We start from the raw sequence: 25103 nt of genomic DNA, 5'->3' as shown, positions 1-25103 counted from the left end.
TATGTCAGGTCCGGTTGAACCCGGTGAGGTGTTGCAGGGCGCCGCCAAGCTCGCGGCGCCACATGTCGAGGCCGACGGCGACGACGATGATCGCACCGATGACGATGGTCTGCACCGAGGTCGAAACGGCATTCAGGTTCAGGCCGTTCTGAACGATGACGATGGTCAGCGCACCGATGCAGGTGTTGATGATGTTGCCACGCCCGCCGGCAAGGCTGGCCCCGCCGATGACCGCTGCGGCGATGGCCGACAGTTCCAGCCCGACGCCATAGTTGGGCGAGCCGGAATTGAGCCGCGCCGCCATCAGGATCGCGCCGATCCCGGCGGCAAGCCCGGCGATGACGAAGACCATGCACTGGATCCTGCGCACGTTCAGCCCCGACAGCCGGGCGGCGTTCGGGTTGCCGCCCACCGCGTAGACGGCCCGGCCGAAGGCGGTGTAGCGCAGCGTGTACCAGGCCAGCGCATACAGGATGACGAGGTAGTACAGCGGCAGCGGCAGGCCCAGGAACGTGCCGTAGAAGATGGTTTCCAGCGAGTCGTGGACAGAGAACACCGGCGAGCCGTTGTTGAACATGAAGGCGACACCGCGAAAGGCCGAAAGCGCGGCGAGCGTGGTGATGAAGGCGGGGATGCGCAGGTAGGCCGAAAGCCCGCCAAGGACCGCGCCCAGCAGCCCGCCAAGCAGCACGGTCAGCAGGATGGCCAACGGCAGCGGCACGCCGCCGAATTTCACCATCACGGCAAAGACCATGGTCAGCAGGGCAATGGCCGATCCCGGTGCCAGGTCGATGCCCCCGGTAAAGATGACGAAGGTCGATCCGATGGCGACGATGGCCACGATCGAAACCTGCAGCGCCAGGTTGGACAGGTTGCCCGCATCGATGAAACGCGGCGTGGTCAGCGCGGTGGCAAGCGCCACCATCAGTAGCGCCGCAAGCGGTGCAGCGATGGGTGAGCGGAACAGGGCGGTCATGCGGCGAACTCCTCTTCTGCCGATGCGCGAACAAGGTCGGCCCTTTGAAAGGCCGAGACGGGGCGGATGTCGGTGACTCGGCCGTGGTTGACCACGGCGATCCGGTCCGACATCGCCAGGAGTTCATCGTGGTCCGACGAGATCAGCACGACGGCATGGCCTGCTGCGGTCAATTCGTTGATCAGTCGGTAGACGGCGATCTTGGCGCCGACGTCGATGCCCTGGGTCGGTTCGTCCAGGACAAAGACACTGGCGCCCGCAAAGAGCCACCGCGCGATCACGATCTTTTGCTGGTTGCCGCCGGACAACAGCCCGACAAGCCGCGTCTCGGCGGCCGGGGTCACTTCCAGCTTGGCGATCAGGTCGCGGCCCAGCGCACGCTCCTGGGTGAGGTTCATCGCCGCCGGCGGCCCGAGACGGTCGAGCCGGGCGACCGAGATGTTCGCAAGTCCGGTGAAGTTGAAGAACAGCCCGTCGGCCTTGCGGTTCTCGGGGATCAGCGCGATGCCCGCAGCCACCGCGTCCTGCGGCGAACGCAAACGCAGCCTCTTGCCACCGAGACGGATTTCGCCAGATGTCAGGCGATCGACGCCGAATATCGCCCTGGCGATCTCGGTCCGGCCCGACCCCAGGACACCGCCCAATCCCAGCACTTCGCCCCGGTGCAGGGCAAAGCTGACACCGTTGACTCGGTTGGCGGTCCGGATGTCGCAGAGTTCAAGCGCGATATCATTGCGCACGGCGGACACCTTTGGATAGTGGTCAGACACCTCTCCGATCATCGCGCCGACGATGGCCTTGATCGTCACCGGCGTGTCCTCGGCCGTGGAAACCACGCGACCGTCCTTCAGCACCGTGACGCAATCGACCAGTTCGACAACCTCGTCCAACCGGTGCGACACATAGAGAATGGCGGCGCCCTGAGCCTTCAGCCCCTTCAGGACCCGGTGCAGGACGGCGATCTCGTCGAGGCCCAGCGCCGTCGTGGGCTCGTCGAGAATGACCATCGTCGCGTCGGTGGCGATTGCCTTCGCGATCTCCACGAGCTGCTGGTCGGCAACCGAAAGATCGCCGACGGTGGCGGCGGGGTCGATAGCGACGTCCAGCCGGGCCAGCACCTCGGCGGCGCGCGCATGCATCCGCGTCCAGTCGATGCACAACCTGTGGCCGGGCAAGCTGCCCAGATGGATATTCTCGGCGACGCTGAGCGTCGGGATCAGCGAGAATTCCTGAAACACCGCCGCGATGCCGGCAGAGCGGGCGGCGGTGGGGTCGGCGATGGTCACCGGCTGGCCGGCGCGCAGGATAACGCCACCGTCGGGCTGATGCACCCCCATCAGCGCCTTGATCAGCGTGGACTTGCCACAGCCGTTTTCGCCCATCAGCCCGTGGATCTCGCCACGGTTGAGGGTCAGGTTCACCGCGTCATTGGCCAGAACGCCGGGAAAGCGCTTGGTCAGGCCGCGGATTTCCCACGCGGGGGGGTCGATGCTTGTGTGTCGTGGCATGGCGTATCCTCAGGGCAAAGTCCGGCCCCACCCCGATCGTGCGGGGCCGGGACGTTGGCTCAGTAGGATTTCGACGGCTGCGGATAGAGGCTGCCGGCATCCTGGAGAACGGGGAGGACAGTGTCCGCATCAACGATTGCGGTCGGGGTTTCGACGAACCCGCCCGCGAAGGTGCCGTTCAGCGCATCCAGGGTTACCGCCAGGGCGATTTCGCCCATGATGTAGGGCGATGTGTTGACGGTCGCGGTGACGGCGCCACCGGCGATTTCTTCCAGCGCGGCGGTGTCGCCGTCGTTGCCGAGCAGCAGGATATCGCTCTTGCCCAGTGCCTTTGCGGCCAGGGCGGCGCCCATGATCATGTAGTCGTTGGCGGCGAACAGCACGTCGATGTCGGGATTGGCCTGGAGCAGGTCCATGCCGGCGGTATTGCCGCCCTCGACGTTCCAGCCGCCCGCGATCGACGCCACGACCTGGATGTTGCCATGCCCGCCGATGGCGTCGAGAAAGCCCCCCACCCGCTCGGTCGAGTGATAGCCCGGCTGCCCTTCGATCACACCGACCTGGATCGCCTCGTCTCCGGCGCGGCTGACCAGGTAGTCGCCGATGGCATGGGTGCCGTTGCGTTGCGAATAGCCGACGACGCCATCGACCGGGGTCGGAAAGTTTCCGATGTCGGAGTTGACGATTACCACGGCAATGCCCTTTTCGACGGCCCGCGAGACCAGCGGTGCGGCGGCGGCCTCGTCGTGGGTCGACAGGATGATCGCGTCGACGCCCTGGGTGATCGCGTCCTGGATCATGCCCATCTGGCCGTTGATGTCGGCGCCCGACTGCGGCGCGAGCATGAAGACCTCGACACCGGCTTCGGCCGCCGCTGCCTTCACGCCCTCGCCAATGGCGATGTAGTAGTTGAACTCGGTCGCCGGCGGCATGTAGGCGATGCGGACAGCGCCATCGTTCGACAGCCGGAACAGATCGGCCTGGGCGCCGTCGGCCATGGGAACCGGTGCCGGGTAATCGGCTGCGGCAACGCCGCTGGCAATCAGGCTTGCCAATACGATCAGGGATTTCTTCGCGGTACTCATATAACTCTCCTCCAGTTGAGTATCGTCATCCGCCAAAGGGTGCGTCAGGCACCCCGCGGACTCCGGGCTTGACGGCAAACAGACCACCGGCATGTGGGTCAGCCGCCAGGTCCTCGGGGCTGCTCATCAGCCGCGAGGTCGTGATGAAAAGGGTGTCGAGCTCCGGCCCGCCAAATGCGCAGCAGGTCGGTTTCCAGGTGGGCACCTCGATCACCCGGTCGATGCGGCCATCGGGGGCAACACGGACGACGCGACGCCCTTGCCATTCGGCGTTCCAGACCCCGCCTTCGACATCGACGCAGGAACCATCGGGCAAGCCCGGTTCGCCAGTGAAATCCGCGTGCAGGCGCATGGCCTCCAGGTCGCCGGTGGCGGGATCGTAGTCGTAGGCGCGGATCGTGCGTTCGGGCGTGTCGGCGAAATACATCGTGCGGCCGTCGGCCGAAAAACAGGTGGAATTGGCACAGGCGACGACGTCGATCAGGGTCGTGACGGTGCCATCGGGGTCGATGCGGATCACCGAACTGTCGGCAGCGCCGGTCGCCTCGTTCATCCCGCCCACGATCAGCCGGCCCTGGCGATCGGTGCGGCCATCATTCAGCCGCGTGTCGGGACTGTCGGGCTCGAACGCGTGGATCGTCTCGGACGCGCCAGTTGCTAGATCCAGCAAGACCACCGATTGCGCGAAGGCGACGATCAGCCCGCCATCCTTGCGCGGCGCAAAGCAGCAAACCCGGTCGGGCATCTCGAGCCTGCCGCTCTTGCCGCCTGCCGGTTCGAACCACCAAAGGGCGCGACCCTCGATGTCGGTCCACCACACGCGGCCATCGGCGGCGTTCCAGAAAACGCCCTCGCCGTGGCTGTTGCGGCAGTCCAGGGCCAACTCTGCCCGAATCGCGCTTTTTCCCATGTTTTCCTCCCCTGGAAGGACGATCACCCGCCTTTTCCGTTGACATCTGATATCTCAGATACGATATTTCAATCAACAGCAATGAAGCGCACCAAGGAGGGCGCCTGCAAATGGCACAGATCAACCGCCCGAAATCATTGACGGAAACAGTTCTGGAGCATCTGCGCGAGCAGATCGTTTCCGGCGCCTATGAACTGGGTGCGGCCCTGTCCGAGCGGCAGCTGGCCGAAGAGCTGAACGTGTCAAAGACGCCCGTTCGCGAATCCCTGGTTCAGCTGAAGACCGAGGGGCTGGTGACGATCCTGCCGCAGCGCGGCGCCTTCGTCTTTACCCTGAGCGCGCGCGAGGTCATCGAGATCTGCGAGTTTCGCATCGCGATCGAGATGGCGGCGCTGCACCTGGCGATCAAGCGCGATCGCGCGGCGCTGGTGGCCGACATCACGGGCGTGGTCGACCGGATGGGAAAGGCGCGCGCCAAGGGGGACGCCAAGGAATACCTCCGCCTCGACAGCGCGTTTCACGCCGCCTTCTTCTCCCACTGCGGCAACCACTACCTGAAGGACAGCTACGACCGCTACGTCGGCAAGATCGCCGCGCTGAGGACCCACCTCTCGGTCAAGCCGATGCACACGAAACTCTCGTTCGAAGAGCACAAGGCCCTGCGCGATGTGCTGGCCGACGGGTCGGACGCCCAGATCGCCGCCATCCTCGAAGCGCACATCGGCCGCACGCGGGAATCCTATGCCGAAACGGTCGAGGACATCGCCGCCGCCGACGCCGTCAAGTCGGCGGGCTGACCCGATGCCTCCCCTCCTGGAGCTTGCCGGCGCGACCAAGCGTTTTGGCCCGACATTGGCACTGGCCGGAGTCGACTTCGACCTGGAGCGCGGCGAAGTCCACGCCTTGCTCGGTGAGAACGGCGCCGGGAAATCGACCGCGCTTGGCCTGATGTACGGAGTCACGACGCCTGACGAAGGCGAGGTGAGGATCGGCGGGACACCGGTCCACCTGGGCTCGATCGCCCAGGCGCAGGCGCAGGGGGTATCTTGCGTCTTTCAGGAACTCAGCCTGGCCGAAGGTCTGAGCGTGGCCGAGAACATCTTTGCCGGCCGCGCCCCGCAGCGGGGCGGCTGGATCGACTGGACCAGACTGCGCCGGGAGGCCCGCACGCTTCTGGATGATTTCGAAATGACAATCGACGTGCGCGCCCGGGTCGGCGATCTGCCGGTCGGCGCGCGCCAGGTGGTCGAGATCGCCAAGGCGCTGTCGCTGGACGCAAAGATCCTGCTGCTCGACGAACCGACCTCGGCCCTGGCGCCGGACGAGAAACAGGCGCTGTTCCGCCTGATCCGGCGGCTGACGGCGCGGGGCCTGGGAGTCGTCTATGTCAGCCACCACCTGTCGGAGGTGCTGGACATCGCTGACCGGATCACCGTCTTTCGCGACGGCCGCCGGGTCAGCTGCCGCAACGCCGCCGAAACCACCGAGGCCGAGATCGTCGAGGACATGGTGGGCCGCAAGCTGGGCGAGACCGCTTCAGGCCCGGCGCGCATTCCGGGTGCCGAAATCGCGCGGCTGGAGGGCGTCCATCTGACCGGCCGGCTGGACGGCATCGACCTGGCGCTCCGGCAAGGCGAAATCGTCGGTCTGGCGGGGCTCCTGGGGTCCGGCGCACCGGACATCGGCGAAGTTCTGGCCGGGCTTGCCCGCCCCACCGTCGGGACGATCACGCTGGATGGCCATTCCCATTCGCCGCGCGGTTTCCGTGCCGCGCTGGCGCGTGGCGTGGGCTTTGTCCCACAGGACCGCAAGACCGAAGGCCTGTTCCTCGACATGTCGCTGCGGGGCAACCTCATCGCCGCCGCCCTGCCCGCGCATTCGCGGCTGGGCCTGCTCAGCACGGCGCGGGCGCGCGCCACCTCGGACCGGGCAATTCGCGATTTCTCGATCCGCACCCCCGACGACCGCCCGGCAATGGCGAGCCTGTCGGGCGGAAACCAGCAAAAGGTGATGCTGGCCAAGTGGCTGGCAACCGGCCCCCGCCTCCTGGTGGTGAACGAACCGACCAAGGGCGTCGACATCCGTTCCAAGCGCCAGATCCACGACAGCCTGCGCAGCGCCGCCGAGGCCGGGGTTTCGGTGCTGGTGATCTCGTCCGACTTTCCCGAACTCATCGAGATCTCCGACCGCGTGCTTGTTGTCCGCAAGGGCCGCATCGCGGGCGCGCTTGGCAAGGGCACCGAGGCAGAGTTGATCGCGCTCGCATCGGGCGCAGCCGAAACCACCAACACCGAGGCCGTCCAATGACCGACATGACCGTACCCCCTTCGCCCTCGGTCCAGATCCTGCGCCGACTTGCCGCCACGCGCGAGCTGTCGCTCCTGGTGCTGATTGCGCTGATCGTCGTGACGATGACCATCGTCTCTCCCTATTTCCTGTCACTGGCGAATTTCCGCGCCGTCGCCATCGGCATGGCGCCAACGGCGATCATCGTCATCGGCATGGCGCTGCTATTGGCCTCGGGCGGATTCGACCTGTCGGTCGGTGCCGTTCTGGCACTGGCATCGACCGTCGCGGCGATGCTGATCGCGGCAGGCGTGCCGATCCCGATCGCGGTGGCCGCCGCCATCGGGCTGGGCGGGTTGATCGGGCTGACCAATGGCGCGCTGGTGACACTGATCGGAATCAACCCGCTGGTGGCGACATTGGGCACCATGTCGATCGCGCGCGGCATTGCGCTGGTGATGACCGAGGGTTTTTCGATCTCCAGTCTTCCGCGCGAATTCGGCCTGGCCGGCTCGTCCTCGTGGCTCGGCCTGCCCGTCCTGCTGTGGATCACGCTGCTGCTGGTCGTCCTGTTCGATCTCGCCTTCCGGCACACGCGTTTCTTCCGCCAGGTCTATTTCATCGGCGCAAACGAGCGTGCCGCACATCTGTCGGGCATCCCAGTCATCCGCGTGCGGATCGTTCTCTATGTGCTGTCCGGCATGCTTGCGGCACTTGCCGGCGTGCTGCTGGCCTCGCGCCTGGTGAGCGGCACACCAACCGCCGGCAACGCGCTGGAATTGCAGGTTCTGGCCGCCGCGGTGATTGGCGGCGCCAGCCTGCGCGGCGGCGAGGGCACAATCCTCGGCGCCTTCCTGGGCGTCGTTTTCGTTGCCCTGATCAACAACGCGATGACCATGCTCGCCGTCTCTGTCTACTGGCAGATGATTGTGACCGGCCTGATCCTCGTCGCTGCCGTCGCGCTCGACATGCTGATGCGCCGCGGCCGCAGTTTTCACTGAACCGTCACATCCCAGGGAGGACACCCATGACGGAACTCAATCTCAACAGACGCCAGGCTCTTTTGGCCGGGGCCATGGGCGCGGCCGGGCTGCCGTTTCTGTCGGCTGCCGCCACGGCGCAATCTTCGGACATGGAATACGTGTTTCTGTCCGTCGTGACCCAGGTTCCGTTCTGGGCCGACCACCGGCTGGGGCTGAAGGCCGCCTCCCAGGCGCTAGGGGTCAAGACCACCTTTACCGGCCCGCTCGACTTTGACACAGCCGCGCAGGCGCGCCAGCTGGACGAACTGATCGCCCGTCGCCCGGCCGGCATCCTGATCTTCCCGGGCGACGTCGGCGCTCTGGTGCCCGGCATCAACCGGGCCGCCGAGGCGGGCATCCCGGTCGCGATGATCATCGGCGATGCGCCGGAATCGGCCCGTGTCACCCATCTCGGCATCTCGAACTTCGAGGCGGGAAAGGTCGGGGCGCAGATGCTGGCCGAAGCCATTGGCGGCAAGGGCAAGGTGCTGCTGGGGACATTCCCCGCGCCGCCGGTGCTTGAGCGCGTCGAAGGCTACAAGGCGTGGTTTGCCGAGAATGCTCCCGACATCGAGGTCGTCGACGTCATCAACGACAAGGCTGACCCGTCCTACGCGCCGACGGCCTATGCGCAGGCGTTGCTGGCGAATCCCGATGTGGTGGGCATCGGCGGAACCGATGGGGACAGCGGCAAGGGCGCGGCCATCGCGGTGACCGAGGCAGGCCGCAAGGGCGAGGTCAAGATCGTCGCCATGGACCGCAACGACGACATGCTGCCCTATATCGAGGACGGCACGATTCACGGGGCCGTGGCACAAAAGTCCTTTGCCGAGGCGATGACCGCCGTCCACCTGCTGCACTGGCTGAACACCGGCGCGATTCAGGCCGTCCCGGGCTGGCAGGAGACCGGAGCCAACCCGCTGCCGACCACCATTCAGACCGGCGTGATGCGGATCACCGCCGAAAACGTCGCGCAGTTCAGGCACTGAGAGCAATGCCACCGGCGTATCGGGCGCCAGTGGCTTTCGCCCTGGTTCCCCAAGTCGACCGAATGGCGACAGGCTGCGGTCGAGCCTCTCGTTGGCCTCTGCGACATGCCCGATGTCCGGATCGGGGCCATCCCTCGACCCTCCGAGTCTGACAAACCCCCGAGTGATCCTGAGCGTTCGCAGCGTCATCGAACTGTCGCGGTCGGTGTGTCCTGCTGCCAAGGTTCACCGTCTTGGTCGGGCCGCAGGTCGCGGTGCCCGACCGAGGCGGCAAGCACGGCCAAGCGCCGACAGTCCGCTGCGCGCCCTTGGCGTCTCCCCCGCCCACTCGTCCGTTCCGCCTGGGCCAACGCTGCAAGGCTTGCGATCAGAGGGAGAAATGGGCGCGGATCCGCACATGCAATAGGTGAGGAATCGTTTTGGTGGCTCGCGCCAGCGTGGTACCGTCTTTCGACGTTCGGTCGACCGCAATTCCAGAAGGACATCTTTGCCATGACATTACGTCGTTTGTCGGTCTCTCTCTTCCTTCCCCTCGTCGCGGCTTGGCCCGTCATGGGACAGGAACCCGACACGCGGGTTCTGGCCGATCCCCCGCGACTTGCGGCCGAGACGGGAGACGACGCGCTGTCGCGGCTGACCGCGCTGGCACCCGCATCCGGCGAGGTGGTCTTTGATCTGGGCATCGAATACGTGACCAACCAGATCTGGGACCCCGTCGAACGTCGGTACGACCAGGTGCGGCTGCGCGGATACACCGGCGACGGGATTGACCCAAAGGCGCCCTATGTCGGGCCAAGCATCTATGCCCGGCCAGGTGACACCGTGCGCGTGAGGCTGGACAACCGGCTGCCCGAGGACCTGCTCTGCGACAACTGGGACCGCTCTCCGAACATCCCGCACTGTTTCAACACCACCAACCTGCACAGCCACGGCCTGTGGGTGAACCCTACGGGCAACAGCGACAACGTGCTGCTGTCGATCAGCCCGGGCGTCACGTTCGAGTACGAATACAACATCCCGCCCGACCATCCGGCAGGCACGTTCTGGTATCACCCGCACCGTCACGGATCGACCGCGTTGCAGGTGGGCAGCGGCATGGCCGGCGCCCTGGTGCTGACGGGTGACCGCGCCCCCACGCCCGAGTCCAACGGTGACATCGACGTCCTGTTGCGCCCGACCGAAACCCAGCCCTTCCGCGAGCGGCTTATGGTGTTCCTGCAGGTGCCCTATGCCTGCACCTACACGGACGCAAACGGCAATTCGCAGATCCGCACCGACCCTGACACCGGGCGCTGGATCTGCCCGCGCGGCAGCGTCGGCACCATCGAGAGCTATGACCAGTTCGGCCCGGGCAGTTGGGACAAGTCCGGACGGTTCACCAGCATCAACGGGCATGTCCTGCCGACGCTGGCCGAAATGCGCACCGGCGAGATCGAACGCTTGCGGATGATCCACGCCGGCGTGCGTGACACGATCCGCCTGCAATTCCTCAAGCGCGACGAGAACGCGCCGCAGATCGACGACATGAGCCTGACCGATTCCGACAGCTACATCGGTCAGCACTGCACCGGCGAGCCGGTCGATTTTCACCTGATCGCGGCCGATGGGCTGACGACCGGCCGGGCCATGCGCACGACGGATGCGGTTTTTCAGCCCGGCTATCGCTGGGACGCGCTGGTGGTCTTTGACACACCCGGCACCTACTGCGCCATCGACGAACGGATCGCGGCCTCGGCGGCCGTTGACGGCGCCGCACAGGCGCGCAAGCTGCTGGGCTTCATCGAGGTCGAGGGCGCGCCGATCCCGGATTTCGACGCCGACGCCCACCTGACCGCGGAACTGGCCGCGGCGGCCCGGATCAACATGCCGGCCGACATGGTCGACACCGTCGTCGCCGATCTGGAGAACGGGTTGTCACTGGCCCGTTTCGTGCCGCACCACAGCCTCGCCGGGCTTTCGCCGGAAACGACCGAGATCGGCGAGCAGCACCTGACCTTCTTCATCGACACCTCGCAGTCGCCTCTCCTCTTCATGATCGACGGCAAGCCCTACGAACCGGGCCGCATCGACCGCCAACTGCCACTTGGCGCGGTCGAAGACTGGACGCTGACCTCGGATTTCGTGAGCCACCCGTTCCACATCCACGTCAACCCGTTCCAGATCCTCGAAATCCTCGACCCCAACGGCAGGGACGTCAGCGCAGCGGGCGCGGTCGACGATTGCTGCACGCAGCCGGGCGAGGCGCCTGATCCGCAATTCGCCGGGCTCAAGGGGGTCTGGAAGGACACGCTCTGGGTCAAGAACGCGGGCGCCATGCCCGACGGCACACCGGCGCGCTACACCATGCGCGTGCGCACCCAGTATCGGCGCTACATCGGGGAGTTCGTGCTGCACTGCCACATCCTGGATCACGAGGATCAGGGAATGATGCAGAACATCGAGATCGTCTTGCCCCAGGGCCACTCGGCAGCCCACGGCAACCACTGAGACCGGGCCAACGAAACCGCCGTCGCGCCGCGAGGCGGCGCCTGCCGGCCCAAGCTGATCCATCAGCGATGGCCCGTCGTCCGATGACAGCTGCGCGTAACGCCGCCCAAGGGTCAATTGGGGCACACACCCGATGGCTGTGACGCGAACCGGCGTTTCCCATCATGAAGTTGGTGCGCCGTGATCGCACTATTCGAGCTATCATCGTTTTTGAACCGTGCTGCTTCGGGCGGGAACGGGACCAGGACCGAACGTTCTCTGCAATTGAGGTGCTGCGTCAACGGCGGAACACGATATCCATCTCGATGGTTGCCTCAGCGGCCAGTGGTTTCTCTTGGGGGGGTGAAGAGGGCAGGCCCTGTCGTTTCCCGAACCACGAGTTCAGCGCTCAGTTCTGATACCGTTGGCGGCATGTCCGGGTCCTCGATCCTGTCAAGGAGCGTCCTTGCCAGCTTGCGACCGAGTTTCCGAGGCGAAACGGACATCGTCGTCAACGGCGGGGTGGCGACGGCGGCGTCCTGGATGTCGTCGAAGCCGATCACCGACACGTCGCGGCCCGGCTGTAGCCCAAGGCGCGTCAGTGCCAGGCTGGCGCCCAAGGCCACCATGTCGCCGTTGCAGACAACGGCGGTGATCTCCGGATGGGCGCGCAGCAGGGCGGTCATGGCATCGAGACCTGCCAGCTTGTTGTCCTCGGAATCCCAGACGAGACCGGGGCCAAGGTTCCGTTCGGCCAGCGCAGTCCGGTATCCGTCGATCCGTTCCTTGCGAACAACCGTCATGTCCGTGCCGCCGAGATAGGCGATGTGCCGGTGTCCGAGGTCGGCGAGATAGGCGGTCGCGGTGGCCGTCGCCTCGGCGTTGCGGATCCCGACATGATCAAGATCGCGCCGCACGTGGCGCAGAAAGGTGACGGTCGGGATTCCGTGCGTGGCGAGCAGGTCAAAGGTCGCGTCCGGCGTGTTCATCGCGGGCACCCAGAGAAGACCGCCGCGGCCGTGCCGGATGAACGCCTGCAACTGGCGGTCCTGGCGCGCTGCGTCGTCGCGCGTGTCGACGATGGAGACCATGTAGCCTTCGGCCTCCAGAAGGTCGACGACACCGCTGACGACCTCGGCGTTGAACGGGTTGAGCAGCTGGTTGATGACAAAGCCGATCTCGCGGTTTTCGCCGGACCGCATCGCCGCGGCGCGCGAGTCGGGCACGTAGTGAAGCTTTCGTGCCGCCTCGAGCACCTTGTCCCGTGTCTGTTCGGATATCCGGCCGGTGCCACGCAGGACCTGGCTGACGGTCGGGATCGACACGCCGGCTTCCTTGGCGACCGTGGCCAACGTGGGTTTGCCCGACATCCCCTGCCCCATGACTGATAGAACGATTAGTCACAAACTGCCCCGCCCAGACCAGAAAATCAAGAAGACCGTCCGACCGGGGCTATATTCGTGGCCAATGGCGGCGTTTGGCGCGAAGAAATCTGATTGACAGAAGATATATCGTTATATCAAACTGGATCGCAGTCAGGGAGGATTCGCCGCGGGTCAGATCGCGGCCGGGTGTCCCCGATCCGACGAAGTCCACGCTTTCCGATCATCACGGGGGCGGCGGCGGAGTCTCCATCTGGCGCCGGCAGGGAGGCCGGCCACAAACGTCATCTTCTGGGAGGACCCCATGTCTCTACATTCGAAAATAGCCGGCGCCGTCTCCGGTCTCGCCATCCTGTGCTCTGCCGCGGCAGCGCAGGCAGACGTTCTGTTCTGGTCGACTCAGGCCCGCCCTGTGGAAGAGGCACAAGCGATGCGCGAGCAGGTACTTTCCGGCTTCGGCGACAGCGTCGATTACCAGCCCAACGAGGACGGCCCCTGGCTGACCCGCCTCCAGGCGGAACTCCAGGCCGGTTCCGGCGCGATCGGCGTGCTGGGTGCGCTGGACGGCAACTTCTCGGCGCTCAACCCCGACGACCTGGTTGACCTCAGTGACCTGGGGCTGAAATCCACCAGCGCGTCGTTCAACAAGCTGGCCATGCTGGGCACCGACACGATGCAGTACCTGCCTTGGATGCAGGCCAGCTACATCATGGCCGCCAACAAGGAAGCGCTCCAGTACCTGCCCGAAGGCGCCGACATCAACGCGCTGACCTACGACCAGCTGATCGCCTGGGCCGCCAACGTGCACGAGGCGACCGGCCAGCCCAAGTTCGGCTTTCCCGCCGGTCCGAAGGGCCTGAAGCACCGCTTCTTCCAGGGCTACCTCTATCCGTCCTACACCAATGGCGTCGTCCGCACCTTCGCCTCGCCCGAGGCCGTGACCGCCTGGGAAAAGTTCCGCGAACTCTGGGCGCACACCAACCCGGCCTCGACCAACTTCTCGTTCATGCAGGAGCAGCTGCTGTCGGGCGACGCCTGGATCGTCTTTGACCACACCTCGCGCCTGGCGCAGGCCTTCAACGACCGGCCTGACGACTTTGTCGCCTTCCCGGCCCCGGCCGGCCCGACCGGACGCGGCTTCATGCCGGTGTTGGCGGGGATCGCCATTCCGCGCACTGCACCCGACATGGACGCGGCCAAGGCGCTGGTGGCCTACATGATGCAGCCCGAGACCCAGATCGCCACGCTGCGCTCCACCAGCTTCTTCCCGGTGGTCGCGGTCGACCTGCCGGAGGACCTGCCGCCCGCCGTGAAGGCCGCCGGTGCCGCCGTCGCCGCGATGAGCAGCGCCGCCGACGCGAACCCCGGGCTGCTGCCGTCGGGTCTGGGCGACAAGGGCGGTGACTTCAACCGCGTGTTCGTCGACACCTTTGAACGGATCATCCTGGCCGGTCAGCCGATCGAGTCCGTCCTGCAGGACCAGAAGAAGACGCTGGCCGCCATCATGGAAGACACCGGCGCGCCCTGCTGGGCACCCGACGCCCCGTCCGAAGGTGCCTGCCCGGTCGAGTGAGCCCCTCCCGTCACCGACCCAGGTCCGGGCCCTCGCGGCCCGGACCGCGTCGCAAGACTGTCCAACGGTGCCCGCGCGGCCCTTGAAGGAGCGATCCGATGAACGCCCGATTGCTGCCCTATGTCCTGATCCTGCCTGTGACCTTGTTTCTCGGTGTCTTCTTCCTCTACCCCTTCGCGCTCGTGGCCAAGCAGGCCTTCACGCAGGGCGCGGGGTTCACGCTCGACAATTTCCGGGAAGTCACCAGCCACTGGAAATTCCCGATCTCGCTCAAGAACAACATGCTACTGGCCGCGGCGGTCGTCCCGGTCCAGCTGGCCCTGTCGCTGTTGATGGCCACGATGGTCACCCGGATGCAGAAGGGCCGCGACATGGTGCTGTACATCTGGACGATCCCGCTGGGCATCTCCGACCTGGCCGCCGGCATCATCTGGCTGGCGATCTTCGAACAGTCCGGCTTTCTGAACTCGATGATGCACGGGCTTGGCCTGGTCGAACAACCGATGAGCCTGCTGAGCTACCAGAACCCGATGCTGGTCTTCGTCGCCATCGCCCTGGCCGAGATCTGGCGCGCCACGGCGATCATGCTGGTGATCATCGTCGCGGGGATCGGCCTGATCCCCAAGGAATACTACGAAGCGGCCGAGGTCTTTGGCGCCTCGCGGTGGAAGCAATTCCTCCGGATCACCCTGCCGCTGCTGCGGCCCTCGCTGCAGACCGCGCTGATCCTGCGCGTGGTGCTGGCCTTCGAGGTCTTCGCCGTCGTCGCGGCGCTGGGCGGCACGCTCTACCCGGTCCTCATGGGTGAAATCTATTCCTACCAGTTCGACCTGCAGAATTCGAACGGAGCCGCCGCGCTGGCGCTGATCGTGCTCGGCATCTCGATTGCCTTCACCCTTGTCATCCTGCGCGCCCTGCGCGTCCCGAAAGGAGCCACGATATGACCGCCGTCACGACCGAAGTCGCGGCCCCGGATGCTCGCAAGACCGGCCGCCTGGTCTATGTCGCCGCCGTGGTGCTGCTGTGTGCCTGGGTGCTGGTGCCGCTCTACTTCCTGCTGATCAACACCCTGTCGTCCCCCGAAGCGGTCAGCGCCTTTCCCAAGTCCTTTGTCCCGGCCTTCGACCTGGGCAGCCTGACCTTCTTCGCCAATTTCGCCGGGATGCTGACGGCGCTGAAGAACTCGGTCATCGTCGCGGTGATGACCATGGTGCTGTCGATCGCGATCGGCGCGCCGGCCGGGTACGCGCTGTCGCGGTTCGACTTTCGCGGCAAGGAGTTGTTCCGCCTGCTGATCCTGCTCACCCGGGCGTTTCCGCTGCCGCTGCTGGCGCTGCCGCTCGCCGTGCTGTTCATCCGCACCGGCCTTGACGACACGGCCTTTGGCCTGGCGCTGGTGCATACCACGCTGGCGCTGCCCTTTGCGGTGCTGATCACCTTCTCGGTCTTCTCGGGCATCCCGATCGAGCTGGAAGAGGCGGCCTGGACGCTGGGCTGCACGCGGCTGACCGCCTTCACAAAGGTGGTGCTGCCGCTGATCCTGCCCGGCATCACCGCCAGCGCGATCTTCGCCTTCGTGATCTCGTGGAACGAGGTTTTCGCGGCGGCGGTGCTGACCATCGAAAACCGGACGCTGACCGCGTTCCTGCTTCAGACGCTGGGCGAAGCGCCCCTGCACCTGAAGTTCGCGGGCGGCTTCATCCTCGTCGTGCCGGCGCTGATCTTCATCTTTGCCGTGCGCAAGTACCTCTTTGCCATGTGGGGCATCGCCAACCGCTGAGGCGGGGCGAGCGAAAGGAACCAGAAAAATGGCTGTCATCGAAATCAAGAATGTTGCCAAGACTTTCGGCGCCTACACCGCGCTGCACGACATCAACCTCACCATCGACGACCAGGAATTCATGGTGCTGCTGGGCGCGTCGGGCTGCGGCAAGACCACGCTGCTGCGGATCATCGCCGGACTGGAAACCGCGTCCACCGGCGAGGTCTGGATCGGCGGGCGCCGGGTGGACCACCTGGCCCCCAAGGATCGCGGCATCGCGATGGTGTTCCAGAACTACGCCGTGTTCCCGCACCTGACGGTGTTCGAGAACATCGGGTTCGGCCTGCGGATGAAGAAGCTGCCCAACGACGAGGTCACACGCCGCGTCGAGCGGACCGCCGGGCTGATGCACATCGACCAGTTGCTGAAGCGCTACTCGGGTGAGTTGTCCGGCGGCCAGCGGCAGCGCGTCGCCGTGGCGCGCGCCCTGGCGATGGAGCCGGACGTGATCCTGATGGACGAACCGCTGTCGAACCTCGACGCGCTGTTGCGGATGGAGATGCGGGCCGAGCTGAAGGGCGTGCTGGCCGAAAGCAACACCACCGCGATCTACGTCACCCATGACCAGGTCGAGGCCATGTCGATGGCCGACCGCATCAGCGTCATGCACAAGGGCGAGATCGTGCAGGCGGCCACGCCGCTGGAGGTCTACCGCAACCCGGCGGCAGAATTCGTCGCGGGTTTCATCGGCAACCCGCCGATGAACTTCCTGCCCGCAACGCCCAAGGGCGGCGGAAAATGGGCCGTGGCAGGCCAAGTGCTGGACGGTCCGCAGAGCGGGAAGCCGCTGAAATTCGCGATCCGCCCCGAGGACCTGCGCCTGGCCGACGATGGCCTGACCGCAAAGGCGCGGGTGGTCGAACCGCTGGGCGCGCATCTGCTGGTCACCTGCGACCTCGACGGCGCCCTGTTCCGCGCCGTGCTGGACAGCGATCTGTCGGTCAAGCCCGGCGACCACCTGACCCTTGCCCCGCAACCCGACCGGGTGCGCTGGTTCGATCCCGCAACCACGCGCGCCGTCGCCTGAGGACACACCATGAGACAAGACCTGATCGACCAGGCCCGCGCGGTCCTGGCCCGCAACGACCGTGGCCATTACACCGTGCCGACCCACGGGTTGTATCCCTTCCAGTGGAACTGGGACTCGGCGCTCAGCGCCCTCGGTTTTGCGCATTACGACGAAGCCCGCGCCTGGACCGAAATCGAGACGCTGTTCGACCACCAGTGGGAAGACGGCAAGGTCCCGCACATCATCTTTCACGAGATGGACGACGGCTATTTCCCCGGCCCCGACGTCTGGGGCACGGCGCGGCGCATCCCCACATCGGGCATCACCCAGCCGCCGGTGACCGGCTTTGCCGTACGCCGCATCTTTGACCGCGCCCGTGACAAGGCGATGGCCGAACGGCGCGCCCGCGCCCTGCTGCCGCGCATCCATGCCTGGCACAAGTGGTTCTACCGCAACCGCGATCCGCAGGGCACCGGGTTGGTCGCGATCATCCACCCCTGGGAATCCGGGCGCGACAACTCGGTCGACTGGGACGAGGCCTTTGCCCGCGTGCCGACCGAAGGTGTGGCGCCTTTCCAGCGTCGCGACACCTCGCACGCAAACCCGGCTCACCGCCCGACCGACGAACAATACAAGCGTTATATCTGGTTGGTGCAACATTTCCGCAGTCTCGGCTGGGACAACACCAGGCTGCACGACGCCTCGCCGTTCCGCATGGTCGATCCGGGTTTCAACGCGATCCTGATCCGGTCGTGCAGCGACCTGGCCGACCTGGCGCAGCAGCTTGGCGAGACCGAGATCGCCGCCGACTCCCGCGCCTTTGCCGAGCGCGGCATCGCGGCGATGGACAGCCTCTGGCACGACGGCCTGGGCCAGTACGTCTGTTTCGACCGTGCGGCTGGCAAGCAAATCGACAGCCCGTCCATCGGCGGTTTGCTCGCGGCCTTCTGCGCCATTCCGCACGCCCGGGCACAGGCTGTCGCAGCCCGCATCGCGACACTGGCGGAAAGCGCCCGCTTCATGGTGCCCAGCCACGACCCGACCGCGCCGGAGTATGACGGATTGCGCTACTGGCGCGGCCCGGTCTGGCTGATCGTGAACTACATGATTTCGGACGGGCTGAAGGAGGCCGGCCAGGCAGGGATGGCGCAGCGCATCGACACCGACAGCATCCGCCTGATCGAGGAAAGCGGGTTCGCCGAATACTACGACCCGATCACCGCCGAACCCTGCGGCGGCGGCAGTTTCACCTGGACCGCCGCCATGGTCATCGAAATCCTGAACACCGAGAAGTCGCCGGCATGAAACGCTCTCGCATCAACCAGATCATGGCAGAGGCGGACGACATGATCCGCAGCTTCGGCTTCGCATTGCCGCCCTTCGCCTACTGGACGCCCGACGAATTCACGGCGCGCAAGGACGCGGCGCGCCATGTCATCGCCGCGCGCTGCGGTTGGGACATCACCGATTACGGCGCGGGCCGCTTTGACGAGATGGGGCTGTTCCTGTTCACCTTGCGCAACGGTCTGCTGACCGACCTGCAATGCGGCCGGGGCATGTGCTACGCCGAAAAGCTGCTGATCTCGCGCCAGGATCAGCTGTCGCCCGTGCACACCCACGTGCTCAAGGCCGAGGACATCATCAACCGTGGCGGCGCCACGCTGGTGGTCGAACTCTACGGCTCGGACCACGAAGGCAATTGCGCCGAGGATCGCGGCGGCGTCGTGTGGTGCGATGGCATCCAGCGCGCCTATGCGCCTGGCGAAAAGCTGCGCCTTGCCCCCGGTGAAAGCGTTACCTTGCGCCCCGGCGACTGGCACGCCTTCTGGGGCGAGGGCGGCGATGTGCTGATCGGCGAAGTCAGTACCGTCAACGACGACGAGACCGACAACATCTTTCGCGACCCGATCGGCCGCTTTGCCGAGATCGAGGAGGACGTGGCGCCGACGCATCTGCTGGTCAGCGACTACCGGACCTGGTTGCGCTGAGCCATGGCGGGGCTGTCTCCGGTCACCGATCCGCGTGCGTTCCTGACGGACCTGTTCCAGCGCGCCGTCGCGGCCGCCGATCCGATGCGGGTCGTGGCCGCGCACCTGCCGCAGCGCCCCAAGGGGCGGCTGGTGGTGATCGGCGCCGGCAAGGCCAGCGCCCGAATGGCCGAGGCGGTCGAGGCCCACTTCGGCCCCTGCAAGGGGCTGGTGATCACGCGCTACGGCTATGCCCGGCCCTGCAAGGGCATCGAGATCGTCGAGGCCGCGCACCCGGTGCCCGATGCTGCCGGGCTGGCGGCGACGCGGCGGCTGCTCGACCTCGTGGCAGGGCTCGGGCCCGATGATCTGGTCATCGCCCTGATCTCTGGCGGCGGGTCAGCGCTGCTTTGCGCCCCCGCCGACGGGCTGACGCTGGACGACAAGATGGCGGTGAACCGCGCGCTGCTCGCCTCCGGTGCGCCCATCGGCCAGATGAACGTGGTGCGCAAGCACCTGAGCCGGGTCAAGGGAGGCCAACTGGCCGCGGCCTGCCACCCGGCGCGCCTGTTGACGCTGCTCATCTCGGACGTGCCGGGCGACGATCCCGGGCAGATCGCCTCGGGGCCGACGGTGGGCGAGACCGGCACACCCGCCGACGCGCGCGCCATCCTTGACCGGTTCGGCATCGACGTGCCGCCCGCCGTCCGCGTGGCTCTTGCCGGTCCCTCCTCGGTCGTGGCGCCGGATGACCAACGGCTGACAGGGGCAGAGACACGCATCATCGCCGCGCCGTCACAGTCGCTGGCGGTGGCAGCCGAAGTCGCCGCGGCGGCCGGATGCGAGGTGCGCATGCTGGGGGACGCACTCGAAGGCGAAGCGCGTGAACTGGGGGCGGCGCAGGCGAGGTATGCACTGTCTCTCCAGGCGCAGGTCGCGGCCTCGGGCAGACCCCTGCTGCTCTTGTCCGGGGGTGAATGCACGGTGACACGCCGCGGTGACGGGGTCGGCGGCCCGAACGCCGAGTTCGTTCTGGCAGCGGCGCTGACGCTCGACGGAAGCCCTGGACTGCATGTCCTCGCCTGCGACACCGACGGAGTGGATGGCGCGGCAGAGGTGGCCGGAGCCTTTGCCGATCCGGCGACCCTAACCGAGGCGCGGCGTCTCGGCCTTGACCCGGAGGATTCACTGGCCCGCAACGACGCCCACACCTTCTTCGCGAATGTGGAGGGGCAGATCGTGACCGGCCCAACCCTCACCAACGTTAACGATTTCCGTGCTATCCTGATCTTGCCGAGCAGGTAGTGACCCGCTGGACAGCCGGTGTGAAGCGGACCCGTGCGCGGGCCCGCCTGTTCCTTTGACGATCCCCTCAGGCCACCTGCGGCCGCGGTCGCAGGTACAAGTACCACACGCGATAGGCCTCCAGCAGGCCCAGCGGGACGAAATGAGCCAACGCCCCACCAAGGCCGTCCCGATCATGGAGCGCCGACCAGTGCAGCAGCGTCAGCACCGCCGCGGCATAGGTCGCGTGTTGCCGGGGTTTCAAGTCGGCTCCCAACTTGCTGACGAAACAGTCCGAAGAGGTGATGGCCAGCGGCACGAAAACCAGGAAAGCCAACCAGCCCGTCCAGATGCAGAACTTGGGCAGGTCGCCTCCCGTGACGGCGACCGCACCCTCGTCGTTCAGGTAGAGAACCGTGTGCAATGCTGCGAAAACGAAGAGCCGGTGGGCGCATTTCGCATCACCAAACCCGCCTGGGGCGAGCATCTGCACTTGCGTCAGGCGCTTTGGGAATTCGCCAAACGGCACCCGCTGATCAGGATCTCGTTGCGCAGCAGCGACGCCCCCGCCGACCTTGTGAAGCAGGGTTTCGACCTCGCCATCGGGCTGGGCACGCTGGCAGACAGCAGCCTGAAAAGCCGCCGCCTAGGGCATTTCGAAACCGTGCTTGTAGCTGCGCCGGGATACCTCGCAACCCGGCAGCCGGTTCGATCTCTGGACGACCTTGCCAGCTGCGATTTCATCGGCGTTTCGATGTTGTCCGGAACTGTGACGCTTCAGCGGGGCGGCCGGGCCATCGCCGTCGACCCCGAGCATGTCCGGCAGGAAGTCGACACCATCGCTTCGGCCAGACCGGCCGTTCTCGCGGGGCTCGGTATCCGTCATCTGCCGCTGCGGGAGGTCCAGGACGACATCGACGCGGGCCGCTTGACCCGGGTCTTGCCCGACTGGACGATGCCGGAGCTTGGCGTCTTTGCCGTCTGGCCAGACAGCGGCCCGCAAAAGTTGTTGACCCGCCGCTTGATAGACTTCTTCGTCGACAGGGAACCGCGCCGGTTGCTCTGATGCCCTGTCGCCTCGCGCCAGTTTCAACAGATCAGGTCCGTGCGACCCACTTCCCGTGCCTTTCGACGAGACGGCAGCGTCGCATCGGCCCATTGACCGTTCATTTGTCGCGGCCCCGGCCCACCAAGAGAAGTGGAAACCGGGTCAACGCCTCTCAGAACATTCCGTTATCGTGGGCGCTGATCGTGGGCAGTTCCTGAAGAACGTCCCAATGCTCGACGATCTTGCCGCTGTCATCCAGACGAAAGATGTCGATGCCTGCGTATTCCAACCCGCCGGGCCAGATCTGATGGCAATGCAGGATAACATGGGTGCCTTCGGCAAACGCGCGTTTCACCTCGACCCGCTTGCCCGGATACTCGGTCGCCATGCGCTCGAAGTAGTCGATAAAGCCCTGCTTGCCGCTGCTGACATGCGGATTGTGCTGGATGTAGCCCTGCCCCGCGTATCGCTCGATTGCCTCGCGGGGACGGCAGTCGTTGAACATCATCTCGTAGAACGCAATGACGTCTCGCTTCATCGTGTCGAGATCAGGCATCTCTGGCCGCCTGCAAATACGCCACGATCCTTTTTTCTATCGCTTCGACGACCCCGGCAAGCTTTGCCGCATTTGCAGCATCGGCATGGGGCGGGGCGAACCGGAGAGTATCGTTGTCGAAATACAGCCCCGAGGCGTCGGAAAATTCTTCCGTCAAGGCCGCTCGGACCAGGATATCTGCACCAATGCCGATATCGTTGCCGGCCACGCCAAAGCCCTTGCGCACCATGTTGGTGGCCAGCAAAGAGCCGGGGTTCACCGCGACGGTGACAGGGCCATCCTTGCCGAGTTCCGAGGCGAGCGCTTGGCTCCACATCGTCAAGGCCAGCTTGCTCTGGGCATAGGCTTCCATCGCCTCTAGCGCGCGCTGCCCCGAAAGCGCCGCCAGATCGACAGGTGCCTGCGCGGCCGAAGACAGATGCACGACACGTCCACCTTGCGGGATTGCAGGCAGCAGCAGTCGCGTCAACAAGGCCGGGGCCAGCGTGTTCACGACAAACCTCACGTCCTGACCGTCGGTAGTCGTCGGATGATCGGTTTTGAGGACACCCGCGTTGTTGATGACAACGTCGATGCGGCTGTGTGCTGCGCGCACGTCACGCGCAAGACGGGCGACTTGCGACAGATCGGAAAGGTCGGCCCGCCAGGCTTCGACCGGGCCGGCATCCGGCATGGCACGCAGGTCAGCCGCCGTCTTGCAGAGCTTGTCCGTGTTGCGACCGTGAATCAGCAGATGGTGGCCATCCGTGGACAGGCGACGGGCGGTTTCGAGGCCGATACCGTCAGTCGCGCCGGTAATGAGGATCGTCTTGGGCATGCAAATTGGCTCCTGAATTGTGAAACCTGGCAGAATCGCGTCTGCCAGGCGCTTCATTGTGGTCTCCATTTTCGGCCCCGTTGAACCGGAAGTTCAGCGCCACATGGTTGATTTCCAACGCGCGCAGTTCTGTCAGGTAATGCCGCAGGAAGTCCGTGCCCGATTGGAAGCCTGGATGGCTCGGACGGGGGTCTGCGTCGGGTTTGGCCAGCAGATCGACAAAGAGCGACTGCATCACCGGTTTTCCCGGCAGCCCGGCCTCGGCGATCAGGGAGCGGAAATCGGCTACCAACCGCCCTTGACTGGCGGCATCGCGAGGACAGATCGACCAGCCGTCGCCATTCCGGGCGACCCATTCGGGCGCCTGCTGGCTGCCCCCGGTGATCAGAAGTGGCCCTCGGCCACCCACGGGGATTTGGCAGCATGTCGATCCCGCCGTTAAGCGTGCCGTGGCGATTTTCCTGGCGGGGATGATCCTCGGCCAGGGCGCGGGTGTATTCATAGCTGTCGCGGAACCGCGCGCCCCTGTCGTCGAAGGTGATGTTCAGCGCGGGATACTCCTCGGGCCGGCCGCCCGAGGCGACACCCAGAAGCAGCCGCCCGCACGAGATTATTTCTACAGAGGCTGCGGCCTTGGCCACATGCGCAGGATGGCGCAACGGCAGGACGACACTGGCGACGCCAAGCGCGATGTCCTGCGTCGTCATCGCCAGAGCGCCCAGATAGACGAACGGGTGGAACAGCTGGCCTGCATCGCCGAAGGACGGCACGTTGAACGGCACATCGCGCAGCCAGAGCGCCGAAAACCCCTGCGCATCGGCCAGTTGGGCGCGTTCGAGTTGGCGCGTCAGGTCGGGCACCGCGTCGTGGCCATGTGCATCCAGCGGCACCACCAGACCGATGCTGATGCGTCCGGGACGAAAGACGGAGTTGGTTGCGCGGTCATCATGTTGGCCAGCGCGATATCGGCCTGCTTGCCCGACCAGTCGGTGATCTGGCGATCGGGGGTGATGCCATGATCGGACTTGTGGAAATTGCCGTAAGGGGGATTCCAAGCTTGAGCGTTCGGTATTGTATGTCAAAATCAGGCAACGATCACCCCATCCGCGCCGATCTGATGGTGGGCGTGTAGGTCGCACTCATCACCCACGCCCCCTTGCACCCCTCCGCCAAGGCGGCATCGGCTTCGTTGTTCAACCTGAGCTCCATTTTGATGAGCCCGTGCAGGGCGGCGTGGGCTTAGGCGAAGGTGTCTGGTGCCTCGTTGAGCTAGAGCGGCGTCCTTGAAATCTGAATCGAGTGGATTCCCACGGGTCTGATTTTGTGATTCACCATATGTGGAGGTGGATCACGGGCAAATCGCTATCAATGGATATTCGGGAGCGTGTTGTCGCTCTGGTTGATGATGGCCTTTCCTGCCATGAAGCTGCGCGGCATTTGCGCATTTCGGCTTCAAGTGCGGTGCGGATCATGCAACGCAAGAGGCGAACGGGTGGCGTGCAAGCCGCGCCTCAGGGGCGCCCGCGCCGCAGCAAGCTCGACAAGGTCTCAGACTGGCTCAAGTCGCGGGTGAAAGCCGAACCGGACATCACCATGCCTGAACTGGCCGATGCGCGGCAGCAGGAACATTCCGTCACCGCCACACCGGCGATGTTGTCGCGATATCTTATCCATCGCCTTGGGTTCACATATAAAAAAACCCTGATCGCGACGGAGCGACTGCGCAAACGGGTCCGCGCCGCCAGGTACGAGTGGCGGCGCAGGCGAATGCCAAGGATGCGCCTTGAGCCGCATCGGCCGGTCTTCATCGATGAAACTGCCGTCACGACAAGGATGACACGACTGCGGGGCCGATCCGCCCGCGGTACCCGGCTGGAAGCCAATACGCCCTTCGGACACTGGCACACCCAGACCTTCATTGCGGGATTGCGGATCGACGAACTCAGCGCGCCTGTATGGATGGCTCCTGCTTGGCAAGGGCTTTTTGAGCTTCTGACGTCTGGTCGGCTGCGGCCATGTATTCGGCGTCGAGATGCAGCGTTTGTGCTGCGCGCCATGATGAATTTCCGCGTTGGCTGAAGGCTCCCACTCAATCGAACGCGCTTTCGTGCGCTTCGGATTCATCGGGGTGTTCCCGTTCGCCATTTCCGTCAGTGCGCCATCACCTCACGCTGCGCCTTGCCATTCCGTCAGACCGTTCTCAGCCGGGCATCGTCCTGACCTGCGGTCTGTAGCTCGTGCCGTCACGCAGGAGCGCATAAATCGTCCGCGCCATCCGGTTCGCCAAGGCTATCGCGACGACCCTCGTCTCCTTGGTTGCCAGCTTCCGCGACAGCCAGTCCGTTCCCGGATGGCGGCTCCTGCGCCGGACCATGATCTGGGCCATGGCGCCCAAATACGGCA

General features: G+C 65.5%; 22 protein-coding genes and 3 pseudogenes. 14 read left to right on the top strand and 11 right to left on the bottom strand.

Going from position 1 to position 25103, the window contains the following annotated elements; translation table 11 throughout:
- Positions 1-4: 4 nt before the first annotated feature.
- The 4 genes from MAA8898_RS18655 to MAA8898_RS18640 are packed head-to-tail and all read right to left on the bottom strand — an operon-like array spanning position 5 to position 4479.
- The gene (locus MAA8898_RS18655; RefSeq protein WP_094022543.1) at positions 5-976 is read right to left on the bottom strand and encodes an ABC transporter permease; all 972 of its coding nucleotides are present in this window, start codon (positions 974-976) and stop codon (positions 5-7) included.
- Positions 973-2484 (bottom strand): sugar ABC transporter ATP-binding protein, encoded by a 1512-nt coding sequence (locus MAA8898_RS18650; protein WP_094022542.1) that lies wholly within the window; start codon positions 2482-2484, stop codon positions 973-975. Before MAA8898_RS18650 ends, MAA8898_RS18655 begins: the two co-directional genes overlap by 4 nt.
- A gap of 59 nt (positions 2485-2543) precedes the next feature.
- On the bottom strand, positions 2544-3569 hold the full coding sequence (locus MAA8898_RS18645) for a sugar ABC transporter substrate-binding protein (RefSeq protein ID WP_094022541.1): 1026 nt from the start codon (positions 3567-3569) through the stop codon (positions 2544-2546).
- Positions 3570-3594: 25 nt separating this feature from the next.
- Positions 3595-4479 (bottom strand): SMP-30/gluconolactonase/LRE family protein, encoded by an 885-nt coding sequence (locus MAA8898_RS18640; RefSeq protein WP_245853479.1) that lies wholly within the window; start codon positions 4477-4479, stop codon positions 3595-3597.
- Between the two features lie 110 nt (positions 4480-4589).
- Between MAA8898_RS18640 and MAA8898_RS18635 the strand changes: the two genes are divergently transcribed.
- The 5 genes from MAA8898_RS18635 (at position 4590) to MAA8898_RS18615 (ending at position 11263) form a co-directional block, all read left to right on the top strand.
- Complete coding sequence (locus tag MAA8898_RS18635; RefSeq protein ID WP_094022540.1) at positions 4590-5276, top strand: GntR family transcriptional regulator; 687 nt, start codon at positions 4590-4592, stop codon at positions 5274-5276.
- 4 nt (positions 5277-5280) lie between these two features.
- Positions 5281-6786, top strand: coding sequence for a sugar ABC transporter ATP-binding protein (locus tag MAA8898_RS18630; protein WP_176445225.1), 1506 nt, complete (start codon positions 5281-5283; stop codon positions 6784-6786).
- Complete coding sequence (locus tag MAA8898_RS18625) at positions 6783-7766, top strand: ABC transporter permease (protein ID WP_094022538.1); 984 nt, start codon at positions 6783-6785, stop codon at positions 7764-7766. Before MAA8898_RS18630 ends, MAA8898_RS18625 begins: the two co-directional genes overlap by 4 nt.
- 26 nt (positions 7767-7792) lie before the next feature.
- Positions 7793-8776: a substrate-binding domain-containing protein gene (locus tag MAA8898_RS18620; protein ID WP_094022537.1), complete on the top strand. Its 984-nt coding sequence runs from the start codon at positions 7793-7795 to the stop codon at positions 8774-8776.
- 552 nt (positions 8777-9328) lie between these two features.
- On the top strand, positions 9329-11263 hold the full coding sequence (locus tag MAA8898_RS18615; RefSeq protein WP_094022536.1) for a multicopper oxidase family protein: 1935 nt from the start codon (positions 9329-9331) through the stop codon (positions 11261-11263).
- A gap of 314 nt (positions 11264-11577) precedes the next feature.
- On the opposite strand, the gene MAA8898_RS18610 is transcribed toward MAA8898_RS18615, so the two are convergent.
- Positions 11578-12612, bottom strand: coding sequence for a LacI family DNA-binding transcriptional regulator (locus MAA8898_RS18610; RefSeq protein ID WP_094022535.1), 1035 nt, complete (start codon positions 12610-12612; stop codon positions 11578-11580).
- A gap of 442 nt (positions 12613-13054) precedes the next feature.
- Here MAA8898_RS18610 and MAA8898_RS18605 point away from each other — a divergent pair, with 442 nt between their 5' ends.
- The 7 genes from MAA8898_RS18605 to MAA8898_RS18575 all read left to right on the top strand — a co-directional run bounded on the left by MAA8898_RS18605 (position 13055) and on the right by MAA8898_RS18575 (position 20300).
- Entirely contained in the window at positions 13055-14197 is a 1143-nt protein-coding gene (locus MAA8898_RS18605; protein WP_245853478.1) for an ABC transporter substrate-binding protein, read from the top strand.
- Positions 14198-14295: 98 nt separating this feature from the next.
- Positions 14296-15141, top strand: coding sequence for a carbohydrate ABC transporter permease (locus MAA8898_RS18600; RefSeq protein ID WP_094022533.1), 846 nt, complete (start codon positions 14296-14298; stop codon positions 15139-15141).
- A complete protein-coding gene (locus MAA8898_RS18595) occupies positions 15138-15977 on the top strand; it encodes a carbohydrate ABC transporter permease (RefSeq protein ID WP_094022532.1) in 840 nt (279 codons plus the stop codon). Before MAA8898_RS18600 ends, MAA8898_RS18595 begins: the two co-directional genes overlap by 4 nt.
- Positions 15978-16005: 28 nt before the next feature.
- On the top strand, positions 16006-17046 hold the full coding sequence (locus tag MAA8898_RS18590; RefSeq protein ID WP_094022531.1) for an ABC transporter ATP-binding protein: 1041 nt from the start codon (positions 16006-16008) through the stop codon (positions 17044-17046).
- Between the two features lie 9 nt (positions 17047-17055).
- A complete protein-coding gene (locus MAA8898_RS18585) occupies positions 17056-18333 on the top strand; it encodes an amylo-alpha-1,6-glucosidase (RefSeq protein WP_094022530.1) in 1278 nt (425 codons plus the stop codon).
- Positions 18330-19016 carry a D-lyxose/D-mannose family sugar isomerase gene (locus MAA8898_RS18580; RefSeq protein WP_094022529.1) on the top strand — a complete coding sequence of 229 codons (687 nt, stop codon included), beginning with the start codon at positions 18330-18332 and terminating at the stop codon, positions 19014-19016. Before MAA8898_RS18585 ends, MAA8898_RS18580 begins: the two co-directional genes overlap by 4 nt.
- A gap of 3 nt (positions 19017-19019) precedes the next feature.
- Positions 19020-20300, top strand: coding sequence for a glycerate kinase type-2 family protein (locus tag MAA8898_RS18575; protein WP_094022528.1), 1281 nt, complete (start codon positions 19020-19022; stop codon positions 20298-20300).
- Positions 20301-20367: 67 nt separating this feature from the next.
- On the opposite strand, the gene MAA8898_RS26355 is transcribed toward MAA8898_RS18575, so the two are convergent.
- On the bottom strand, positions 20368-20703 hold the full coding sequence (locus MAA8898_RS26355; protein WP_176445224.1) for a hypothetical protein: 336 nt from the start codon (positions 20701-20703) through the stop codon (positions 20368-20370).
- Between the two features lie 21 nt (positions 20704-20724).
- On the opposite strand from MAA8898_RS26355, the gene MAA8898_RS18570 reads away from it, so the two are divergent.
- Positions 20725-21345, top strand: a complete 621-nt coding sequence (locus MAA8898_RS18570; RefSeq protein WP_176445223.1) for a substrate binding domain-containing protein — start codon at positions 20725-20727, stop codon at positions 21343-21345.
- Between the two features lie 154 nt (positions 21346-21499).
- On the opposite strand, the gene MAA8898_RS18565 is transcribed toward MAA8898_RS18570, so the two are convergent.
- The 4 genes and pseudogenes from MAA8898_RS18565 to MAA8898_RS26825 all read right to left on the bottom strand — a co-directional run.
- Complete coding sequence (locus tag MAA8898_RS18565) at positions 21500-21883, bottom strand: nuclear transport factor 2 family protein (protein ID WP_094022526.1); 384 nt, start codon at positions 21881-21883, stop codon at positions 21500-21502.
- Positions 21876-22700 (bottom strand): SDR family NAD(P)-dependent oxidoreductase, encoded by an 825-nt coding sequence (locus MAA8898_RS26595; protein ID WP_094022659.1) that lies wholly within the window; start codon positions 22698-22700, stop codon positions 21876-21878. Before MAA8898_RS26595 ends, MAA8898_RS18565 begins: the two co-directional genes overlap by 8 nt.
- The gene (locus tag MAA8898_RS26830; RefSeq protein ID WP_245853487.1) at positions 22666-22992 is read right to left on the bottom strand and encodes a hypothetical protein; all 327 of its coding nucleotides are present in this window, start codon (positions 22990-22992) and stop codon (positions 22666-22668) included. Before MAA8898_RS26830 ends, MAA8898_RS26595 begins: the two co-directional genes overlap by 35 nt.
- 178 nt (positions 22993-23170) lie before the next feature.
- A pseudogene (locus MAA8898_RS26825) lies at positions 23171-23560 on the bottom strand (LLM class flavin-dependent oxidoreductase); the annotation flags it as partial.
- Between the two features lie 475 nt (positions 23561-24035).
- Here MAA8898_RS26825 and MAA8898_RS18550 point away from each other — a divergent pair.
- Positions 24036-24663 (top strand): annotated as a pseudogene (locus MAA8898_RS18550) (IS630 transposase-related protein); the annotation flags it as partial.
- Between the two features lie 237 nt (positions 24664-24900).
- On the opposite strand, the pseudogene MAA8898_RS26350 reads toward MAA8898_RS18550, so the two are convergent.
- Positions 24901-25103: pseudogene (locus MAA8898_RS26350) on the bottom strand (IS110 family transposase); the annotation flags it as partial.

The organism is Antarctobacter aquimaris, from assembly GCF_900184945.1.
GTDB classification, from domain to species: Bacteria; Pseudomonadota; Alphaproteobacteria; order Rhodobacterales; family Rhodobacteraceae; genus Maliponia; species Maliponia aquimaris.
This window is presented reverse-complemented; position numbering and strand designations above follow the sequence as displayed.

What these genes read in the sequence shown, in the direction of transcription:
- MAA8898_RS18655 (WP_094022543.1), bottom strand. Translation starts at nt 976, where the DNA reads ATGACCGCCCTGTTCCGCTCACCCATCGCTGCACCGCTTGCGGCGCTA.
- MAA8898_RS18650 (WP_094022542.1), bottom strand. Translation starts at nt 2,484, where the DNA reads ATGCCACGACACACAAGCATCGACCCCCCCGCGTGGGAAATCCGCGGC.
- MAA8898_RS18645 (WP_094022541.1), bottom strand. Translation starts at nt 3,569, where the DNA reads ATGAGTACCGCGAAGAAATCCCTGATCGTATTGGCAAGCCTGATTGCC.
- MAA8898_RS18640 (WP_245853479.1), bottom strand. Translation starts at nt 4,479, where the DNA reads ATGGGAAAAAGCGCGATTCGGGCAGAGTTGGCCCTGGACTGCCGCAAC.
- MAA8898_RS18635 (WP_094022540.1), top strand. Translation starts at nt 4,590, where the DNA reads ATGGCACAGATCAACCGCCCGAAATCATTGACGGAAACAGTTCTGGAG.
- MAA8898_RS18630 (WP_176445225.1), top strand. Translation starts at nt 5,281, where the DNA reads ATGCCTCCCCTCCTGGAGCTTGCCGGCGCGACCAAGCGTTTTGGCCCG.
- MAA8898_RS18625 (WP_094022538.1), top strand. Translation starts at nt 6,783, where the DNA reads ATGACCGACATGACCGTACCCCCTTCGCCCTCGGTCCAGATCCTGCGC.
- MAA8898_RS18620 (WP_094022537.1), top strand. Translation starts at nt 7,793, where the DNA reads ATGACGGAACTCAATCTCAACAGACGCCAGGCTCTTTTGGCCGGGGCC.
- MAA8898_RS18615 (WP_094022536.1), top strand. Translation starts at nt 9,329, where the DNA reads ATGGGACAGGAACCCGACACGCGGGTTCTGGCCGATCCCCCGCGACTT.
- MAA8898_RS18610 (WP_094022535.1), bottom strand. Translation starts at nt 12,612, where the DNA reads ATGTCGGGCAAACCCACGTTGGCCACGGTCGCCAAGGAAGCCGGCGTG.
- MAA8898_RS18605 (WP_245853478.1), top strand. Translation starts at nt 13,055, where the DNA reads ATGCGCGAGCAGGTACTTTCCGGCTTCGGCGACAGCGTCGATTACCAG.
- MAA8898_RS18600 (WP_094022533.1), top strand. Translation starts at nt 14,296, where the DNA reads ATGAACGCCCGATTGCTGCCCTATGTCCTGATCCTGCCTGTGACCTTG.
- MAA8898_RS18595 (WP_094022532.1), top strand. Translation starts at nt 15,138, where the DNA reads ATGACCGCCGTCACGACCGAAGTCGCGGCCCCGGATGCTCGCAAGACC.
- MAA8898_RS18590 (WP_094022531.1), top strand. Translation starts at nt 16,006, where the DNA reads ATGGCTGTCATCGAAATCAAGAATGTTGCCAAGACTTTCGGCGCCTAC.
- MAA8898_RS18585 (WP_094022530.1), top strand. Translation starts at nt 17,056, where the DNA reads ATGAGACAAGACCTGATCGACCAGGCCCGCGCGGTCCTGGCCCGCAAC.
- MAA8898_RS18580 (WP_094022529.1), top strand. Translation starts at nt 18,330, where the DNA reads ATGAAACGCTCTCGCATCAACCAGATCATGGCAGAGGCGGACGACATG.
- MAA8898_RS18575 (WP_094022528.1), top strand. Translation starts at nt 19,020, where the DNA reads ATGGCGGGGCTGTCTCCGGTCACCGATCCGCGTGCGTTCCTGACGGAC.
- MAA8898_RS18565 (WP_094022526.1), bottom strand. Translation starts at nt 21,883, where the DNA reads ATGCCTGATCTCGACACGATGAAGCGAGACGTCATTGCGTTCTACGAG.
- MAA8898_RS26595 (WP_094022659.1), bottom strand. Translation starts at nt 22,700, where the DNA reads ATGCCCAAGACGATCCTCATTACCGGCGCGACTGACGGTATCGGCCTC.